Genomic DNA, 18905 nt, shown 5'->3' on the forward strand with positions numbered 1-18905 from the left:
TCTAATCCTTTAAAAAAGCAATGAAGTCATAATGTAATCGGCGACCAGAACCATGACGCAGGACATGACCACCGCAGTAGTGGTCGCCTGGCTTACACCTTCCGGCCCTTTGCCGTCTTTACGGAAATGGGTGAAATATCCCTGAAAACAACACACGGTGCAGACCAGCACGGCAAAAACAACCGATTTCTCGAATCCTACGGAGATATCACTCCAGTCGAGAGAATTATGCACCCTATGAAAATATACTCCGGAGTTACCGCCCAAAAGAGCCACCCCGGTCAGATACCCGCCCAGAATACCGATAAGATCAAACAGGGCAGTCAGGATCGGGAAGGAAATCAGCGAAGCCAGTAGCTTGGGGCTGACCAGATAACTCATGGGATTTATGTCCATAAGTTCCAGAGCGTCAATCTGCTCCGAAATGCGCATTACCCCGATCTCGGCAGTCATGGAGGACCCCGCCCTGCCGGTAAGCATTATGGCTGTCAGAACCGGTCCGAGTTCACGGACAAGGGAAAGAGCCACAGCCGCGCCCAGAAAACCTTCCGAACCGAATTTGGAAAGGGCGTAATAGGTCTGAAGACCGATAACCATTCCGGTAAAAACACCGATAAGGCCTATAACGGTTACGGACTTCATTCCGATGAAATAAAGCTCCTTCACCGTCTTCGCAAAAATGCCCGGTGAACTGAAAACATGCAGAATCCCCTGAAAAAGGAAAATGCACATGGCACCGGCCTCTCCAATCAGATTCAGCACCAGCTTTCCCAGAAGGGCAAAGGGCTGCATAAGTCTGTTTTCTGTTGCTGTATGGGTCATTGTAATAGTTAAATTTCCTGTCCCGCAAGGGGTTCAGCGGCTATCTGCCTGCCGAATCAAGCTGATTCTTTACCACAATGAGTGGAAAAATAAAAGCATAAGCCGTCAACATACTATGTTTTAAACGCAAATCTCATCCATTTATAGCAGAAGCACTAAAAAGGAATCAATCCTCATCGTCCAATCCGGTCTTGTTCTCCCACCAACTGGGCGGAGGCCCGAGATACCACCAGTCCTTATGGTCGGTCTCAGATATCTTATCGGCAAGTTTCTGACCTTCTTCAGTCCGCAGCCTCTTCAGAGCTGATTCCATCCACTGCGCGGCATAGGGATTACCCATGTCATGCTCTTCCTTGAGGTTGAGGATAAAATCGATCTGGTCAGCATCCTGTGCCAGCTGCGATTCGAGAGTTTCGCACTCTTCAAGCTCTTCCCAATGCGGATATATCTTGTCCTCAAGCCCCGTTCCGGCAAGGGTGTGCCTCAAAGCCCGGTCCCGATAGCTGCGGTTGTATATTCGATTCACATAGTTGAAATCGCCGGTACGCGCTTCATGCAGATCGTGAAAAAGACACATGAACACAGTACGGGCCATATCAGCCCCGGCCATATCAGCCAGCACATATCCAAGAACCGCCACACGATATGAATGGTCGGCAACGGATTCCGATCCCGACCCCAGAAACTGGTAGCCGGTCCTCGGAGTTTTGCGCAGCATCCCGACTTCAAAAAGGAAATCGGCCAGCCGGGTCATTCTGTCCCGGTTTTTAAGATTTTTCATCATGACAGAATAATCTGAACGCTAAGATCTGTAATCAGCGTTAATGCTGATATATTCCTTGGTCAGGTCCGATGCTCTGAGCACGGCGGAGCCGGAACCGGAACCAAGAGAAATGTTTATATCCACGTCCTGCTTGCGCATTATCGGATCAAGCAGGGCGTCAAGATCACCTTCCACCGGAGTTCCATTTTCAAAGACAACCACCTGCCCGAATCCGAGAGTCAGTTGCTCGGGGTCGAACTCCGCTCCGCTACGCCCTGCGGCAGCCACAATCCTCCCCCAGTTCGGGTCTTCTCCGAACAGAGCCGTCTTGACCAGCGGGGAGTTGCCCACCGCCCTGGCTACGAGGTCAGCGTCACGGTCACTTTCCGCCCCGCTTACGGTAATGGTCATTACCTTGGTGCCGCCTTCGGCATCCTGAACGATCATGTAGGAAAGACGCTGGCAGATATCCAGAAGCAGAGCTTCCAGAGCATCACGGCCGGGTTCATCGCAGACATCCGCCCCGGAAGCTCCGTTGGCAAAAGCCATTATGGTATCATTGGTACTTGTATCGCCGTCGACAGTTACGCTGTTGAAACTTTTGTCCACGCTTCTGCGCAGGGCTCCCTGCCACCAGTCACCGTCAACCTGGGCATCGCAGAAAACAAAGCCCAGCAGGGTTGCCATGTCGGGAGAAATCATGCCCGCCCCTTTGCACATTCCCAGCATCCGGACGGTCTTCCCGCCGATTTCCACTTCTCCCCAGGCAAGTTTGGGGAACTTGTCTGTGGTCATTATGGCTCTGGCAGCCTTAACGGGATCATCCTCGCCAAGCCTTTCCGCAACCAGCGGAGCAGCGGTTTTCCACTTTTCCATTTTGAATCTGGGCCCGATAACACCGGTGGAAGCCGGAAGCAGATCGCGACTCGAAAGGCCGAGGGAACCGGCCAGCAGTTCAAGGCTTTCACGACAGTCCGCAATACCGCCTTCTCCGGTGCAGGCATTGGCAAGACCGGCGTTAACCACGGCACCGCGCACAACTCTTGATTCTTCAAGAATGCTTTTACCCACAAGCACGGGTGCAGCCTGAAATTTATTCGTAGTAAACACAGCAGCGGCCACCGCCGGTGTGTCGCTGACAATCAGGGCAAGGTCGTCCCGATTTTTATATTTGAACCCGGCGGCAAAACTGGCAAATTTGTATCCTTCAGGAACAGGAAGCATGCTCTATACCTCATATGTATTTATATTGCCCGGTCATGACCGAAGCAATGTTGATTTCTGTTACTCGGTTGATTAAATCACTGCAAGATAAATCCTGCTCCCAGCTATGAACATTCTTGCTATTAGCTCATAAAAAAAGGGTCTGCCCTGAGGACAGACCCTGTAATTCTCTATTGAAGCCGAAGCTTACTGATTCAGGATGTCCATGCGGACGATTTCTATTTTGGCCTTGGATCGCAATTCCCTCAGGAAAGAGTTGAATACTTCATTTCCTCTCTGCTGCTTCAGAGCATTCATGATCATATCCTTCTGTGAAACCCAGGATTCCTCTTTGGGAGGAATACGGTCATCAAGACGAGCGACAATGAAACCGCCGGGCAGTTCGAAAGCCTGTGCAAGCCACTGGTCCTTTTTGGCGGCAAATGCAGCTTCGGAAAGACGCTGGTTCATGCCCAGTCCGGGGACAAAACCGTCACGACCGAACGGCTCGGAGGTTTTGAGGTCCTTCTTGATGGACTTGAGTTCTTCAGCGGCAGTAGCCTTGTTGACAAGTCTGCCCATTATCACGGTGGCTTTGGCCTGAGCCGCCTTCATTGCCTCCTTCTGGGCAAGAAAGTTCCGGATATCTTCCCGTACATCGGCAAGGGGGCTTACGGAAGCAGGTATATCCTTGACCTTTTCGGCCACAAGATAACCGTTGTCAACAGCCACGGGAATATCTGTCACGCTGCTCAGAGGCAGGTCGAGAACTGTCTTGGCAGCGCTTTCGGTCATGCCGAAGGCTCTGGTAAGATTCTGCAGAGTGGCCTGTTCACTTTTCTTTACGGCAACACCGATTTCCTGGGCCACCTTGTCAAGGTCCATGCCGGACGCAATGAGGTCTACGGCGTGGTCAAGCCTGTCGGTAATGGATTCGGAAGCTTTTTCCTCGGCGATTGCGGTCCTGATTTCGTCCTTGACCTGATCAAATTCTTTCTGACCGGCTTCACGGATATCTTCAACCTTGATCAGGTGCCAGCCGAAGCGGGTACGCACCGGCTTGCTGACTTCTCCTTTCTTGAGGGCAAAAGCTGCATCCTCGAAAGGTTTAACCATGGCTCCGTGACCGAACCAGCCCAGATCTCCACCCTTGGGGCCGCTCGGGCCTTCGGAATATTTTTCTGCAAGTTTGGAGAAATCCTCACCGGATTTGGCCTTGGCAGCAATCTTTTTGATCTGCTTCTCAGCCTTGGCAACGTCTGCTTCAGGCGCATTCTCATCAACCTTGATCAGGATGTGCCGGGCTTTGACCTGTTCTTCCTGCTTAAAAGAATCCTTGTGCGCTTCGTAATAACTCTTCAATTCCTCAGGGGAAACAGCCTCATAAATGGACAGGTCCTCAGGGGTGAACGCGATGTATTTAATTTCCGCACGGGCAGGAATGGTGAATTTATCCGGGTTTGCCTTGTAATAGGCCTCGATTGCCTTGTCGGTGATCTTCGCGGCATCCACAAAATCGGCACCGGATACATAATAGTAATCTATCTGTATTTTTTCGGAAGCGGTATTAAACAGTTCCCTTGCTTCCTGCTCCGTGGGCATCACCGGCAGAATCACGTACTGCTGCAGTTTCTGGATCAGGCTGCTGTTGCGGATATCACTCTCGAACGTACCGGCAGACATCTGTCTGGACCTCAAGAAATTCTGGTAACGATTTATATCGAATTTTCCATCGGAACCGGCAAAAGCCGGAATACGGCTTATGGAGTAGGAAAGCTCACTGTTTGAAACGGCAAGACCGAGTCTTCTGGCTTCAACTTCAAGCAGTTTCTGACTGATCATCTGGCCGAGCACGGCTTTCTTGAATTCGGGAGACTGAATCTGGTCGGAGTCAACGCCGGGATTCTGAGAACGCATGGCATCTGCAGTCTCACGGTAAACCCTGATGAATTCCTGGGTGGGGATGGGCTCATCATTAACGTATGCGATAACAGGGTCTGTGTTGCCGTTGAATCCGCTCATACCGAAAGCGAATACAAAGACAATGATGATGATTGCGAACAGGATTTTAATACCCCAGTTCTGGGCATTTTGGCGCAGAATGTCCATCATGGTTTTTTCATTCTCCGTTTGCAGCCTTGCTGCGTTCAATTTGGTTCATATTTGTATGCAGCCGGGTGCCCGCCCTGAGCGGACACCCGGCATGCCTCACTTACAGTTGTTTGCCCACATAATTGAGCAGGCCGCCGGCCTTGATAATGGCCAGTTCTTTTTCCGAAAGGTCGTTCTTGACCATGATTTCGAGACCATCGGCAGTTGTCACCGCAATTTCTCCGCCGGGTGTTATTCCGGTGGTATCGACAGTCAGTGAAGTTCCTTCGGAAAGTCTTTCGTAATCGCTCTTGTCGGAGAGTACAAGGGGCAGAATACCGAAATTGACCAGGTTCGCACGATGAATACGGGCCAGAGACTTGACGATAACCGCCACAACCCCCAGATGACGGGGTCCGAGAGCAGCGTGTTCACGGCTGGAACCCTGTCCGTAATTTTCTCCGCCGAGAATGATTCCGCTGTCCGCGGCTTTCATGCGTCCGACAAATCCCTCGTCAACACGGCTGAAGATATATTCGCTGATCGCAGGAATGTTTGACCGCAGAGCCGTGATCTGTGCTCCGGCCGGGAGAATATGGTCAGTGGTGATATCGTCACCGACCTTGAGACGGATTTCCGAAGTGATGCTGTCGGGCAGTGCGGAAAATGTTTCCAGAGGAACAATATTCGGGCCGCGCACGATTTCCACTTTGGAACGATCTTCCGGGGGGAAGATAAACAGATGGCGAATGGAAGGAATTTCGGCCGGGAAAGCTATTTTCGCAGGCGGAGTTCCCCAGGTTGCCGGATCGGTGAATTCACCGGCCAGAGCCAGATTGGCTGCTGTCTGCGGGCTGGCGAGATAAACCTGTGCATCCTGAGTGCCGCTGCGTCCTTCAAAGTTGCGGTTGAAAGTACGGACGCTGACCCCGGCGGAAGTCGGAGAACCGCCCATACCGATGCACGGGCCGCAGGTACATTCCAGCAAGCGGGCGCCGGAATCAAGGAAGTTGGCGATAAGACCGTCGGTAGAAAGCATCTTGAGCACCTGCTTTGAACCGGGAGAGATCATAAGATCCACTCCGGCGGGAAGCTGATGTCCGTCCAGTATGAGCGCCGTGGTCTTCAGATCGGAATAGGAAGAGTTGGTGCAGGAACCTATAGCACACTGGTTGACCTTAAGGCCGGCCAGAGATTTTACGCTGACCACCCTGTCGGGCATGTGCGGCTGTGCAACCAGAGGCTCAAGTTCGGAAAGATTTATGTTGATGGTTTCCGCATAGGAGGCATCACTGTCTGCAACAAGCTCCACCCAGTCTTCTTCACGGCCCATGACCTTGAGGAACTCAAGGGTGTTTTCATCACTGGGGAAGATGGAGGTGGTTGCTCCGAGTTCGGCACCCATGTTGGTGATAACGGCACGTTCGGGAACACTCAGGCTCTTTACGCCTTCTCCGCCGAATTCGAAAACCTTGCCCACGCCGCCCTTGACGGTAAGCAGACCGAGCAGATGCAGGATTATGTCCTTGGAGGCGGCCCATCCGGTCAGCTGTCCGGTAAGTTCTACCCGGACGACTTTGGGCATGGGAATGGAGTACGGCTGCCCGGCCATGGCCAGAGCAACAGAGAGTCCACCGGCACCCATAGCCAGAGCACCGAGCCCCCCGGCTGTCGGGGTATGGCTGTCGGAGCCGATCAGGGTCTTGCCGGGTTTGGCAAAGTTCTCCAGATGCAGTTGATGACAGATACCGGTGCCTGCAGGGGAAAAGATAACACCGTGCTTTGCCGCCACAGTACGCAGGTACTGATGGTCATCCGGGTTGCGGAAGCCCATCTGCAAAGTGTTGTGGTCAACATAACTGACGGAAAGCTCGGTCTGAACCTTATCGATGCCCATGGCTTCGAACTGCAGGTAAGCCATCGTACCGGTGGCATCCTGAGTCAGGGTCTGATCTATACGCAGTCCTATTTCAGTTCCCGGTTCCATTTCTCCGCTCAGCAGGTGAGCGGATATAATCTTTTCAGTAATATTTAAACCCATGATACCTCCAGATTGTATGTGCTTGTCCAAGCCAGATTGAAACAACGAGCAGCCCCCATAGCCAATGCAGGAAAACAGAAACGTTCCCCGCAGGCTGCGGACGGCAAGGCAATTGCGATAAACAGCACAACACAGGATTTTGCATGATGTCCGAAAACAACGGATACACAAAATCCTGATTCATACCGCATTCCTGCCCAGGAGCAGAATATCTCAAATTCATTGCCGGACCACAGGGGTCAGCCTTGCAAAACAGATGCATTTCCTGCCCGTCAGCTCAGACATTTTCGCAACAAGCGAAAAGCAAGGAGCCGGCCGGACATTATTCCATTCCGAGGCGCATTCGGTTTATTTTTCGTTGACGAGTGTCAATCTCAACTTCCAGACGCAGTTTTTCCTGCTGGGATTCGAATATCTCCCTGGCGAAAAAGATGCCTTCAGCGGGCTTTTCTTCAGCCATGAATTCCCTTGTCCGCTTGGAGCAGAGCTGCAGTTCGGACTTGAACTGTTCAATCTCGGCTTCAATGTCGGAAATGCTAATCGATTTTGATTCTTCTTCTGGCTTTTGATTCATCTTCCTTCTTCACCTCAGGATCTTTAAGACCGTCAATTACCGGCAGACCGTTGTACAAGGTCCAGTAGCGGGGCCAGAGTTCATTTATGTCTCCCGGGTTGTCCAAGGAAATTCCAGGACGCATCCAGGCCAGAAGACCGAGTGCGATACCGAAAAACGGAGTCGGCGCGGTCCACGGTTCATCCCATTTAAGGCGGCCGGGCATTACGGTAAGTTCCGTTTCACCTCGTTCATACCGGATTCCGAGGCGTTCAAGAAGCTCAACCCCCTGTTCGAACATGACCTGGTCGGAAATGTTGGCGACCCGGCACTCACTGCGGGAGTTGATGGCAAAAGCCAGTCCTACAGGAAAAAGTTCTTCGGCCTTACCGAAAAGGAAAGTCCGGTCAACGGCGGTTTCACCCTTGCTCGCCGTAACGGATGATTTTCCGATTTCAACATTCATCCCTGCGTCAGTAAGAATCTGCAGCGCGTCATCCGCCGCAGGTGTTCCCTGCGCCCAACGTCCGTTTATGGTCACTTTTCCATCTGAAAAAGCGGGAATAGCCAGCAGCGAAGCACACAAAGCAGGCTCAAGCGATATTTCCGGGCTGGAGGGAAATTTCGTAGCAGAGCAGGGTTCAACTGAAAATTCGGTATCTGACAGCACTGCCTTGATTCCGCATGACTCAAGAACAGATACCACGTCCTTGAGCAGCCCCTTGCTGTCCCATTCAGACGCAAAACGCAGGGTAATCCCCTGCGGGTAGGTCCACCCGGCAAGGGCAAGAGCGGCTATGAATTCTGCGGGAACTTCGGGGTCAACATCAAGCGAAGAGGCCATACGCCCTCCGCATTCAAGACGGGCAGGCAGTCCGTGACTGTGCAGGTCAAGAGTGTTCAGCCTTGCTCCGAGCTTACCCAGTATACCGGCAAGGGGCCTGGTATCAAACTGCTTCAGCACCGGTCCGCCGGCAATCTTGAATTTACCGGTAGTTTTGAGCCCGAAAGCGAGAATGAGAAAAAGAGTCATGGGGTCATCGCCTGCGAAAATGAGCTTGTCTTCAAATTCAAGCCCTTCGCCGGGACGACAGTCAACCGTTTCTCCATCCCATGAAAGATGACCTCCGGCCTGGTTGAAAGCCTTGACGAGTTCGGTAATCCGCTCATTGACGCAGAGGGGAGCAAGCGAGGCTTCGGCGCCGCACGCAGCAGCCATGGCTATCCAAAGCCGGGATTGGGAAATTGAGCACGGACCGTCGAAAACAACATCGACCGGCTTTCTGGGCGGCGAAAGAATGTATGTGGAGAGCTTACGGTTTTCCGGTTTGGCAACTGCGGCATAAGCGAGGTTGTTCAGCTGTTCGAAAACACGGCGTGCGGTTTTGAGGTCGAATTTCTTGTTTCCGGATTCTGAAGACCATGTTTCGAATATACGCCTTTCCATGTCCGGGTCGCCAAGAGGAAGTCCTTTCTGCCTTCTCTTGGAAGCGGCCTTACCCATAAGGTAGTTTCTACGGGATATAATGGACAAAAGACGTGCGTCCAGCTCTTTAATTTCGTCGAGCAGGGACGTTCTGCGCGGTGCACCGGCACCGTTACGATCAAATTTTTTAAAATTGGGCATTTTTGTATCCTGAAATGTAATATAGGGAAGTCCGACTTTCTAGCGTTATTTTAACCAATGGGCAACCCTAAATGTATCTGTGCCTGCCAAACGGCACATCAGCCCGTAATATATGAAATTGTCAAATATCAAAAAAGGGAGGAAGCGCTGACCGCCTCCTCCCAATAATAAGCAAGTAGTACTACTACCTTAATTACATGGCTGCGCCGGAAGCTGCACCCTGCATTTTAACTTCAACCTTTTCGGTGAGGTTTTCGTAGTAGTCGCGCAGGATAACGAGGACTTCGTCACGACCGAAGTGATCGGGAACTTCAGCGCCTTCGGAAAGAGCCTTACGCAGTTTGGTACCGGAGAGGATTACGCGGTCTTCTTTGCCGTGGGGGCAGGTTCTCAGGGAAGCCATGCCGTCGCACTTGTAGCAGTAGAAGGTCCAGTCAATCTTCATGGGTTCGCAGAGCAGAGCCTTGCCGGGTTCCGGACAAGCTTCGGTTGCGTAGGGGATCTTGTCGAAGATTTCCTGAGCTTCGAACAGACCGTAGAAGTCACCAACACCGGCGTGGTCACGGCCGATGAGCATTCTGTTTACACCGTAGTTCTGACGGAAGGTAGCGTGGAGCAGACCTTCACGGGGACCGGCGTAACGCATATCGAGGGGGTAACCGGCCTGGATTACGTTGTCTTTTACAAAGTAGTGTTCAACCAGGGTGTCGATGGCTTTAACACGAACGTCAGCAGGGATGTCACCGGGTTTCAGGTTACCGATCAGGGAGTGGATCAGGCAGCCGTCACATACTTCGATGGAGATCTTTGCCAGGAATTCGTGGGAGCGGTGCATGGGGTTACGCAGCTGCAGTGCGGAAACAGTGGACCAGCCTTTTTCTTCGAAAGCTGCACGAGTTTCAACGGGGCGCAGGTAAACACCAGCGTATTTTTCAGGGTATTCGCCTTCGGAAAGGACTTTAACAGGACCGGCGAGGTTGTACTTTTTCTGAGCCATAACCATCTTAACGCCGGGATGGTCTTCCATTGCGATTTTCCAGAAAACGTCATCAGCGGATTCTTCGCCTTCACCTTTGAAGACTTTTTCGCATTCCCACTTCTTGTCGTCTTCGGTCATTTCGTACTTTTCTTCGATCTTCATGGTGGCATAAGCTTCACCTTTGTAGACCAGAGCGATTTCGTCACCGACTTTGACGCTGTCGTCATCGGTGTCGAGGGTTACCGGTACGGGCCAGAAAGTGCCGTCTTCCATCAGGAAGCTTTCGCAAACGCCTTTCCAGTCAGCTTTACCCATGAAACCGTTCAGGGGGGAGAAGCCGCCGATACCCATCATGATAAGGTCACCCTTAGCACGGGGAGAAATTTCAATCTGCTTCAGGCCTTCAGCCTTTTTCTGTTCAGCAGCGAGTTCTGCGCCTTCGAGCAGGCAGCAAACGAGGCCTTTGCCACCGTGAGGGGCTACGAGCTTGGACATGATTACGTCTCCTTGTAGTAATTATTTTTCAACACCTTGGCCTTCCGCAGGTCCGGCAGAATCTTGTCTGTGCCCGGATTTACCGTGCAACCGCCACCATATACGGGGCGTGGCCTGCAGAACGAAATATTTATACCAGCTGTCATGAAAAAAACAATTGAATAATTCAATTGCACCCTTTCCAACTCCATGACGCTTAGAGGGTTTATGAATTGTTTGTGAAAGAAATGTCAAGGGCAAATTTGAAGCTCAGTGATTTTTTTCACGAAATTCCCGGACACAGTACTCTTTACACGCACTATGGCAAGACTTTTTCTCATATATAATTGATGGATAACTGAAAATATTTAAACACACCCCCTAAACAGAACAAGATGTAAACAGAATCTGCTGATCAGGTTCAAAGATAAAAACAAACATCTACACGCCCGACAAAAAGTTCCGGAGACCATCAAGACTGTGTAAAGCAGGGCTGATCTGTATAATATCTAGAGAAAGTCACACTTATTTCTAGGCACAAAACCCATCTTTTCAGTAGGTTAAAACAGTTGTGAAGATTGTGTCATAATCTGAAAAAAAGGCTTGCTAACAAAGGCAAGAATGAACTAAAAGCTCTTCATGATGGAACACATTCATGTTTTCTGCTGCCAGTGCATGAGGAAAATCCTCCGGCACAACTGTTCGGCGGCGGTGTTCCATGGCCGTTTATAGGGAAAATGAAATTAGCTTGTTCTAAATTTCACTTTCATCTTGACACCAAAGGACGGGCTTGTTAGTTCCTAATTTCACGAGCCTTGAACTTTAGGCAAGATTATAAATGGTTAAGGATGTCGGTGATTGATAACATTAAACCCTTTTAGGAGGACTAGGTATGCCGACCTTTGTCAATCCGGAAAAGTGTGATGGCTGTAAAGGTGGCGAAAAGACCGCCTGCATGTACATCTGCCCCAACGATCTTATGATCCTGGATCCCGAAGAAATGCGTGCTTACAACCAGGAACCTGAAGCATGCTGGGAGTGTTACTCCTGCGTAAAAATTTGTCCCCAGGGCGCTATCGAAGCTCGCCCCTACGGTGACTTCGCACCCATGGGCGGTACTTCCATCCCCATGCGTTCCGCTGAAGACATCATGTGGACTGTCAAGTTCCGTAACGGAAACGTAAAACGCTTCAAATTCCCCATCCGCACTACACCTGAAGGTTCTATCAAGCCTTATGACGGTAAACCCGAGCCGGCCGATCTCGACAGCGAACTCCTCTTCACCGAAACCGAACTGGCTAAGCCCAAAGAAGTTCTCGGACAGAAGTTTGACGTTACTGAAGCTGACAAGACCGCAGCTTGGAAGGATCTGGATTAATCTTCTAAGTACGCTTAGTTGAATTGATTCATGTAATCTAAAACCTAATTAAGGAGGAAACATGCCTCTTCTCCCTATTAAAGAAGCTTCTAAAGGTGTTGCTCTCGCAGAACCTGAGCTTATAGAACAAGACGTTGATATTCTTCTCGTCGGTGGTGGTATGGGTAACTGCGGTGCTGCTTATGAAGCAGTCCGCTGGGCTGACAAAGTAGGTGGCGACATCTCCATCATGCTGCTTGATAAAGCTGCTATGGAACGTTCCGGTGCTGTTGCACAGGGTCTGTCCGCAATCAACACCTACCTCGGCGAAAACGATGCTGACGACTACGTCCGCATGGTTCGTACCGACCTCATGGGCCTCGTTCGCGAAGACCTTATTTTCGACCTCGGCCGTCACGTTGATGATTCCGTACATCTTTTCGAAGAATGGGGTCTCCCCTGCTGGATCAAAAAAGACGGTAAAAACCTTGACGGTGCTGCAGCAAAGGCCGCTGGCCTCTCCCTGCGCAACGGCGACCCCTGCGTTCGTTCCGGCCGCTGGCAGATGATGATCAACGGTGAGTCCTACAAGTGCATCGTTGCTGAAGCTGCTAAAATGGCTCTTGGCGAAGATCGTTACATGGAACGCGTTTTCATCGTTAAAATGCTCCTCGACGCCAACGAACCCAACCGTATCGCCGGTGCTGTAGGTTTCTCCACCCGCGAAAACAAAGTATACGTATTCAAATGCAACGCAGCTGTAGTAGCCTGCGGTGGTGCTGTTAACGTCTACCGTCCCCGTTCAACCGGTGAAGGTATGGGTCGTGCATGGTACCCCGTATGGAACGCAGGTTCCACCTACACCATGTGTGCACAGGTTGGCGCTGAAATGACCATGATGGAAAACCGCTTCGTACCCGCTCGTTTCAAAGACGGTTACGGCCCGGTTGGTGCATGGTTCCTGCTCTTCAAGGCAAAAGCTACCAACTACAAAGGTGAAGACTACTGCGAAACCAACCGCGCAATGCTCAAACCTTACGAAGAACGCGGATACGCTAAAGGCCACGTCATTCCGACCTGTCTGCGTAACCACATGATGCTTCGTGAAATGCGTGAAGGCCGCGGCCCCATCTACATGGATACCGCTACCGCACTGCAGAACACCTTCGCAAACCTCTCCCCCGCTGAACAGAAGCACCTCGAATCTGAAGCATGGGAAGACTTCCTTGATATGTGTGTTGGCCAGGCCAACCTCTGGGCATGTCAGAACATCGAACCTGAAAACTCCGGTTCCGAAATCATGCCCACCGAACCTTACCTCCTCGGCTCCCACTCCGGTTGCTGCGGTATCTGGACTTCCGGTCCTGATGAAGAATGGGTTCCCGAAGATTACAAAGTCAAAGCTGACAACGGTAAAGTCTACAACCGTATGACCACCGTTAACGGCCTGTTCACCTGCGCTGATGGTGTTGGTGCTTCCGGTCACAAGTTCTCTTCCGGTTCTCACGCTGAAGGTCGTATCGTTGGTAAGCAGCTCGTTCGCTGGGTTGTAGACCACAAAGACTTCAAGCCTGCTCTGAAAGAAAACGCTGCTGATCTCGCTAAAGAAATCTACCAGCCCTGGTATACTTTCGAAGAAGGCAAGTCCATCTCCACCGACCCCGTTGTTAACCCCAACTACATCACTCCCAAAAACTTCATGATGCGCCTCATCAAGTGCACCGATGAATACGGTGGTGGTGTTGGTACCATGTACGTTACCTCCAAGTCTCTCCTGCACACCGGTTTCAAACTTCTCGAAATGCTCGAAGAAGATTCCAAGAAACTGGCTGCTCGCGACCTGCACGAACTCATGCGCTGCTGGGAACAGTTCCACAGACTGTGGACCGTTCGTCTCCACATGCAGCACATCGAATTCCGTGAAGAATCCCGTTACCCCGGATTCTACTATCGCGGCGACTTCATGGGTCTCGATGACTCCAAGTGGAAATGCTTCGTCAACTCCAAGTACGATGTTGAAAAAGGCGAAACCGTCGTCTTCAAGAAAGCATACCACCAGATCATCCCCAACTAAGCCGGGATTGATAATCGCGGCTGCGGGCCTTACGGCCCGCAGCCGTTCTTCTTCGGCAAGCACTGAAATGGTCTGAATCCGTATTGCGACCTAAGGTCGGTGTCCGGGTTTGGGCCATTTTATGGCTAAGGGCCTCAAAGAGTTCAGGAGGATAGAGAATGTCAAATAGCATACTTGTCGTTGGCGGCGGGTTCAGCGGAATAACCGCTGCTCTCGAAGCCGCTGAAGTAGGCCATGAAGTCTTCATCGTGGAGAAGGCGCCGTATCTGGGTGGCCGGGTGATGCAGCTGAATAAATACTTTCCGAAGCTGTGTCCTCCTTCCTGCGGTCTGGAGATTCAGTTTCAGAGAATCAAAAAAAACAAGAACGTTAAGTTCTTTACCTTGGCTGAAGTGGAATCCATCAGCGGTTCCAAGGGTAATTTTGAAGTCAAGGTCCGCATCAAACCCAGATATGTCGGTCCCGGCAGCACAGATTTTACCGAAGTCATCGCCAAACTGACCAATGACGTCACTGATGAATTCGAATTCAAGCTCTGCGACCGCAAAGCCCTTTACATGGACGTACCCTTCGCATTTCCCGCAAGGTATGTTCTTGAAAAGGAAAACTGCACCGATGAAGACCTCAAACTCCTCGAGTCCGTCGCAGCTGTCGACCTTAAGGACGAGGAAAAGGTCATCACCCTCAACGTCGGTTCCATTGTATACGCAACCGGGTGGAAGCCTTACGATGTAACCAAACTCTCCAACCTCGGTGCCGGCACCGTCAAGAACTGTGTTTCCAACATGCAGATGGAAAGACTCGCAGCTCCCAGCGGCCCCACCAGTGGAAAGATTGTACGTCCCTCGGACGGTGCAAAACCCAAGAACATCGCGTTCGTACAGTGTGCCGGTTCTCGCGATGAAAACCATCTTAATTTCTGCTCCTACATATGCTGCATGGCTTCGCTCAAGCAGGCCGCATATGTCCGCGATCTGTACCCCGATGCCAAGGTCACCATCTACTACATCGACCTGCGTACTCCGGGACGCTACGACAAGTTCGCAAAGCGCATTCTTTCCGATGACAAGATCAACGCCGTCAAGGGCAAGGTTGCCGAAATAGCAGAAACTTCCGGAGGCAACGTGCTTGTCACCGTTGAGGACGCTGTTACCGGCATCAAGGCTCAGAACGAACACGACCTCGTTGTCCTGGCCACGGGTATGCAGCCCAGCCTCGCAGGCACCCCGGTTCCTTCCGGCGTGCAGGTTGACGACCAGGGCTTTATTGTCGGCGGAGAGGAACAAGGCATTTTCGCTGCAGGGTGTGCAAAACAGCCGCTGGATGTCATGAAGACAGCCCAGTCCGGTACCGCTGCCGCTCTCAAAGCGATTCAAACGGTGATAGGGAGGTAAGTCGACATGCCCGAAAAAATCGGTGTTTATTTCGACCAAGCAAGCGTCTCTCCTTACCTCAACGCTGAAGAGATGGCCGAAGTTGTCGGCCGTGTTCACGCGAGTGTGTGTCCTGTAATCAAGGTACACCCCCGCCTCAACAGTGAGGAAGGCAGAAAGCTTATTCAGGAAGATATCGACGCTGGCAGCGTTGACGCAGTATGTATCTGCGGCACTAGCCCTCGCGTTGACTGGGATATTTTCGACTTTGACGGTGTCGTTGTCGAGCGAGTCAACCTGCGTGAACAGTGCATCAAGGTTTTCAGGAACCCTGACGGCACCATGCCCGACCCGGACGGCGAAGTTCCTGAACTCCTCAAGATAATGGCCAATGAATACGTCAATATGGGAATCACCAGACTGACCAAAACCAACGCTCAGGAGTCTCAGGCTTTTGATGCGAACAAGGTGGTCATGGTTCTCGGCGGCGGTTTTACCGGCCTCACCGCAGCACTTTACGCTGCAAAAACCAACCACGATGTAATCCTGGTGGAAAAGGAAGCAACTCTCGGCGGCAAGGCAGCCGGGATGTACAAAACCTTCCCTCTTTCCTATCCTTACCTTGAAGCTCACGAAACCGGCATTGACGCACTGATTTCTGAAGTTCAGTCCAACTCCAGAATCAAAGTCATGACTTCCGCTCAGCTCAAGGCTCTTGAAGGCGCACCGGGACAGTATACCGCCAAAATCAAGACCGCTTCCGGCGTTGAAGAAATGCCTGTAGGCGCTTGTGTTCTGGCAACCGGATGGGTTCCTCAGGATACCAAATACGTTGAGCCCATGGGCTACGGCAGTTCCAAAGTCGTTACTGCTGCAGAGTTTGAAAAGATGGTCAAAGAAGGCAAAATGAATGCCTCTTCGGTCGCTTTCGTGCTCGATACCCGCCTCAGCGAAGCAGAGTTTTCCGCTAAGGAAGCCGCTGCCGGAGAAACCGAGGAAGAAGCAGAGGCTGCTGCTGAAACGGAAGAGGAAGAAGAGACTTTCGTATATGAGGACATGGAGTCCTGGAAACATCTTCCCTACAGTTCCGAACTCAACAGCCTTGTCTCTCTCAAGCAGGCCAACTATGTACGCGAAAAGAACCCCGATGCTGTAGCCTACATCATTTACGACCACATGATGGTCCCGGGTATCAATGAGCGTTACTACCGCGCAGCGCAGGACAACCCCGGCATCATGCTGACCAAGGGAACAGTCACTTCCATCAAGGAAGAAGGCGGCTCCATGGTTATCGCAGCCGATGACACCCTGCTTGGCGAAAAGATCGAAATCGCAGCTGATCTGGTTGTAGTGCCCACCGGCATGGTTCCGACCACTGCTCACGATCCGACCATCAACCTTGTATACAGACAGGGTCCCGCTTTCCCCGATCTTCAGCAGTTCGACGGATACGCAGACTCAAACTATATCTGCTTCCCCTACGAAACACGCCGTACCGGTATCTATGCCGCCGGTTGTGTTCGTCAGCCCATGTCCATGGGACTGGCCCGCGAGGATGCAGCAGGTGCCGTTCTCAAAGCTATTCAGTGCATCAACTCCGCCAACCACGGTGTTGCTGTTCACCCCCGCTCCGGAGACTCCACCTACCCCGTATTCAACTTCATGCGCTGCACACAGTGTAAGCGTTGCACCGAGGAATGTCCTTTCGGCGCACTTGATGATGATGAAAAAGGAACACCGAAACCGAATCCGTCACGCTGCCGCCGTTGCGGTACCTGCATGGGTGCCTGCCCCGAGCGTGTAATCGGCTTCGACAACTACAACATCGACATGATCGGTTCCATGATCAAACAGGTCAAAGTACCTGATGACATGGCAGTAGGCGGACCCCGCTTCATCGTGCTGGCCTGTGAAAACGATGCCTACCCGGCTCTCGACATGGCAGCCATGCGCGGAAAAGGCTGGTCTCCCTATGTTCGTGTAATCCCTGTTCGCTGCCTCGGCTCCGTGAACACCATCTGGATTGCAGATGCAATGTCCAAGGGTGTTGACGGCGTTCTTCTGCTCGGCTGCAAATACGGTGAAGACTATCAGTGCCACTTCATGAAGGGTTCTGAACTGTGTAACCGCCGTATGGAAAACGTGGCAGAATCTTTGAACAGACTCGGTGTTGAACCTGAGCGTGTTGTTCAGGCTGAACTGGCCATTGACGAATACGACAAGGTTCCCGGCATGATCGATGACTTTGTCAAAGCCATGGTAAAGATCGGTCCCAACCCGTTCAAGGGCTACTAGGAGGTATACGCGATATGCAGAAAGATATTCGCATTAAACCGGATCTGCAGTTCATCAAAGAACTTCAGGAAGTCGGTGGCGAAGGCCTCAAAAAATGCTACCAGTGCGCAACCTGCTCTGTAGCCTGTCCCCTGTCGCCTGCTGCCAACCCCTATCCGCGTAAGGAAATGGTCTGGGCTCAGTGGGGCCTTAAGGATAAACTTGTAAATGACATTGATATATGGCTGTGCCACAACTGCGGAACCTGTTCCGACCTGTGCCCCCGCGGCGCTCGTCCGGCCGACCTTCTCGCAGCTCTGCGCAACATGGCCTATCAGAAGATAGCAACCCCATCCATTATCGGTAAATGGATGAGCTCCCCCAAGCACCTGCCCAAACTGATTGCCATTCCTGCTGCAATCTATCTGGTGATCTGGTTCATTATGGCCGGAGTTCGCGGTTCTTTCTTCCCCCTGAAAGACGGTGAAATTGTTTACGGATACCTTTTCCCCGGCGATTTCACCATTGACCCGATCTTCATGATTGCCTTCGGTTTCATGGTTTGGACCTTCTATAAAGGAGTGAAAAGCCTCATTGAATCCTTCAAGGACCAGCCTAAGGTCTTTGCTGTAGGTGACAAATCTGAAAAGCCCAGCATGCTTGAGTGTTTCATAGACGTTTGTAAAAACGAACTGCTGACTCACGCCAAGTGGAAAGAATGCGGCGACAGCGACGAAGCAGACGAGCAGAAATTCAACGGACACCGTTTGATCATGCTCGCTTTCATCTGCCTGATGGTTGTTACCGGTGTGGTTGCTGTTACTCACTGGGGCGGAAAGATTGTTCATTTCATTGCGCCTCTGGGACACACTCCCATGCCGCTGTGGTCTCCGGTCAAGATTCTGGCCAACGTAGGTGCAGTACTTCTGGTATATTCCCTGGTACTGCTCACCAAACGTCGCCTGAACCAGGACCAGGAAGTACACGGTTCAAGCTACTATGACTGGTATCTGCTCGGCCTGATCTGGACGATTGCCGTAACCGGTGTAATGAGTGAACTCCTGCGTCTCCTCGGCGTAGCTGTTCTCGCATACCCCATGTACTACGTGCACCTGATCGCCGTATTCATGATGTTTGTCTATCTGCCGTGGTCCAAACTCGGACACCTTGTCTACAGGACCGCAGCATTAACTTATGCAAGATACATTGGCCGTCTCCCCATGCCGGTCCGTGAAGAAAAGACTTTTACTCTGTAATAGAGCAAGGAGGAACAA

Annotated in this window: 13 protein-coding genes; 5 read left to right on the forward strand and 8 right to left on the reverse strand. The window is 51.6% G+C overall.

Annotation, left to right across the window (positions count from 1 at the left end; genetic code table 11):
- Positions 1-9: 9 nt before the first annotated feature.
- The 8 genes from ACKU4E_RS12070 to sat form a co-directional block, all read right to left on the reverse strand.
- Positions 10-822, reverse strand: a complete 813-nt coding sequence (locus ACKU4E_RS12070) for an ABC transporter permease (RefSeq protein ID WP_320171326.1) — start codon at positions 820-822, stop codon at positions 10-12.
- Positions 823-988: 166 nt separating this feature from the next.
- Positions 989-1606: an HD domain-containing protein gene (locus ACKU4E_RS12075; protein ID WP_320171327.1), complete on the reverse strand. Its 618-nt coding sequence runs from the start codon at positions 1604-1606 to the stop codon at positions 989-991.
- A gap of 18 nt (positions 1607-1624) precedes the next feature.
- On the reverse strand, positions 1625-2809 hold the full coding sequence (gene argJ / locus ACKU4E_RS12080; protein ID WP_320171328.1) for a bifunctional glutamate N-acetyltransferase/amino-acid acetyltransferase ArgJ: 1185 nt from the start codon (positions 2807-2809) through the stop codon (positions 1625-1627).
- A gap of 186 nt (positions 2810-2995) precedes the next feature.
- On the reverse strand, positions 2996-4900 hold the full coding sequence (locus ACKU4E_RS12085; RefSeq protein WP_320171329.1) for a SurA N-terminal domain-containing protein: 1905 nt from the start codon (positions 4898-4900) through the stop codon (positions 2996-2998).
- 100 nt (positions 4901-5000) lie between these two features.
- Complete coding sequence (locus ACKU4E_RS12090; RefSeq protein ID WP_320171330.1) at positions 5001-6920, reverse strand: aconitate hydratase; 1920 nt, start codon at positions 6918-6920, stop codon at positions 5001-5003.
- Between the two features lie 322 nt (positions 6921-7242).
- Positions 7243-7494: a hypothetical protein gene (locus tag ACKU4E_RS12095; protein ID WP_320171331.1), complete on the reverse strand. Its 252-nt coding sequence runs from the start codon at positions 7492-7494 to the stop codon at positions 7243-7245.
- A complete protein-coding gene (locus tag ACKU4E_RS12100; protein WP_320171332.1) occupies positions 7457-9100 on the reverse strand; it encodes a chorismate mutase in 1644 nt (547 codons plus the stop codon). Before ACKU4E_RS12100 ends, ACKU4E_RS12095 begins: the two co-directional genes overlap by 38 nt.
- Positions 9101-9293: 193 nt before the next feature.
- A complete protein-coding gene (gene sat / locus ACKU4E_RS12105; RefSeq protein ID WP_320171333.1) occupies positions 9294-10574 on the reverse strand; it encodes a sulfate adenylyltransferase in 1281 nt (426 codons plus the stop codon).
- 871 nt (positions 10575-11445) lie between these two features.
- Here sat and aprB point away from each other — a divergent pair.
- The 5 genes from aprB (at position 11446) to qmoC (ending at position 18887) form a co-directional block, all read left to right on the forward strand.
- On the forward strand, positions 11446-11931 hold the full coding sequence (aprB, locus tag ACKU4E_RS12110; RefSeq protein WP_320171334.1) for an adenylyl-sulfate reductase subunit beta: 486 nt from the start codon (positions 11446-11448) through the stop codon (positions 11929-11931).
- Between the two features lie 61 nt (positions 11932-11992).
- Positions 11993-13984, forward strand: coding sequence for an adenylyl-sulfate reductase subunit alpha (aprA, locus tag ACKU4E_RS12115; RefSeq protein WP_320171335.1), 1992 nt, complete (start codon positions 11993-11995; stop codon positions 13982-13984).
- 158 nt (positions 13985-14142) lie between these two features.
- Positions 14143-15378, forward strand: coding sequence for an FAD-dependent oxidoreductase (locus ACKU4E_RS12120; protein ID WP_320171336.1), 1236 nt, complete (start codon positions 14143-14145; stop codon positions 15376-15378).
- A 6-nt stretch (positions 15379-15384) separates the two neighbouring features.
- A complete protein-coding gene (locus ACKU4E_RS12125) occupies positions 15385-17652 on the forward strand; it encodes an FAD-dependent oxidoreductase (protein ID WP_320171337.1) in 2268 nt (755 codons plus the stop codon).
- A 14-nt stretch (positions 17653-17666) separates the two neighbouring features.
- Positions 17667-18887: a quinone-interacting membrane-bound oxidoreductase complex subunit QmoC gene (qmoC, locus tag ACKU4E_RS12130; protein ID WP_320171338.1), complete on the forward strand. Its 1221-nt coding sequence runs from the start codon at positions 17667-17669 to the stop codon at positions 18885-18887.
- Positions 18888-18905 lie beyond the last annotated feature (18 nt).

Source organism: Maridesulfovibrio sp., assembly GCF_963677005.1.
Taxonomy (GTDB): Bacteria; Desulfobacterota; Desulfovibrionia; order Desulfovibrionales; family Desulfovibrionaceae; genus Maridesulfovibrio.